The sequence below is a fragment of the Clostridium sp. AM42-4 genome (genome assembly GCF_003480105.1).
In the GTDB taxonomy this organism is placed as follows: domain Bacteria; phylum Bacillota; class Clostridia; order Lachnospirales; family Lachnospiraceae; genus Brotaphodocola.
The window spans coordinates 1-1,366 of record NZ_QUIK01000053.1 but is presented as its reverse complement, the minus strand read 5'-3'; the positions used below and the strand labels follow the sequence as shown (position 1 = coordinate 1,366).

Genomic DNA, 1,366 nt, shown 5'->3' with positions numbered 1-1,366 from the left:
TGATATTGTCAATATTAGTTGACACATTTTCCTCAAGGATATCACTGACTATGCCGCCATCTCCAAAGCCTCATAATACTGCCTGCGTTTTATCATAGGAGGAAGGCCGCCATTGGCTGAGCAGATCCTCCGGTTATTCCAGTAACTGAGGAAGTATCTCCAGATGAGCACCTTTAAATCCTCTACTGTCATCTGCTTTGTGTCATAGCGGTCATAGAGAAGCTCCGTCTTCATTCTAGCCCACATACTTTCACACCGTGCATTATCATGGCAGCGTCCTCCGGCACTGTTCATGCTTTGATGGATGTGGTTCTCCCGGATGGCCTGACGGTAGGTCTCGCTGGTATACTGCGTTCCACGGTCACTGTGGATGACTGCACCTTCCAGTGCGGGATAAGCAGTCAAAGCATTTTCCAGTGTATGGACACACAGATCTGCTTTCATATTTGTTTCCATTGCCAGTCCAAGGACGCTAAGATCAAAGCAGTCGAAAATCGCAGATACATACAGTTTTCCATTGGACGCCGGGATCTCCGTGATGTCTGTAATACATTTTTCCAATGGGGCATTTGCATGGAAATCCCGTTTCAGCAGATCCTCCGATTTCATGGATTCCCGATCTGCTTTTGTGATCCCATTCGGCTTTCTCTTTGGCCGATGGCTCAGACCCATCCGGTTCATAACCCGGTATACGGTCCGCTCACTGGGAATACGGACTCCCTCTGGCTGTTTCAGCAGCAGTGCCTGATACATACGGCTCCGTCCATAAGTATCGTTACATTCATCCTCGCTGATGATTTCTTTCATAGCATCCGTCAGCTCCTGATATCTCCATGGACGGTCTTTGTCCACAAGATATTTATAGAAGCCTTGTCGGCTGATACCAAGCATCCGGCAATAAAATGAAATTTTTCCGGTAATCCTGCCGTCTTCTGTTTTCAATGCCAGAAATATCATTCTCTGGTTTTTGCTGACTTCCGACGGCTGGCGGCGAAAAAAGCGCTGGCTTCCTCCAAAAATTCGTTTTCCTCCTTCAGACGTCGGATTTCTTTGTCCTGATCCTTAACCCGCTTACGCAGCATGGTAATTTCTTCTGAAAGACTCATTGCACTGGCAGGGGTATGGGAACCTTCCCCGATATCCAGTTTACCGTTTCTTACGGCTTTTAACCATGTGTGGATGGTTCCTTCAGGGATTCCTAATTCTTTCGCGGCTTTAGTGCCACCGATTTCTTTGGCAAGTTTTACTGCCTGTACTTTGTATTCCTGGTCATATTTACGTGCCACTTTGAATACCTCCTTGTTCTCTTGATTTTATTATGAAATCCTTGAGAACAAGCTGTCAACTTTTTTTATACCACATCACT

Annotated in this window: 2 protein-coding genes; both read right to left on the bottom strand. The window is 46.2% G+C overall.

Going from position 1 to position 1,366, the window contains the following annotated elements; all coding sequences use genetic code 11:
* Positions 1 to 48: 48 nt before the first annotated feature.
* A complete protein-coding gene (locus tag DW922_RS17280) occupies positions 49 to 957 on the bottom strand; it encodes an IS3 family transposase (protein ID WP_118727162.1) in 909 nt (302 codons plus the stop codon).
* Positions 954 to 1,286 (bottom strand): transposase, encoded by a 333-nt coding sequence (locus DW922_RS17275; protein WP_118727161.1) that lies wholly within the window; start codon positions 1,284 to 1,286, stop codon positions 954 to 956. Before DW922_RS17275 ends, DW922_RS17280 begins: the two co-directional genes overlap by 4 nt.
* Positions 1,287 to 1,366: the final 80 nt, after the last annotated feature.

Excerpts from the sequence above, each read along its gene's own strand:
- DW922_RS17280 (WP_118727162.1), bottom strand. The coding sequence starts at position 957 with ATGATATTTCTGGCATTGAAAACAGAAGACGGCAGGATTACCGGAAAA.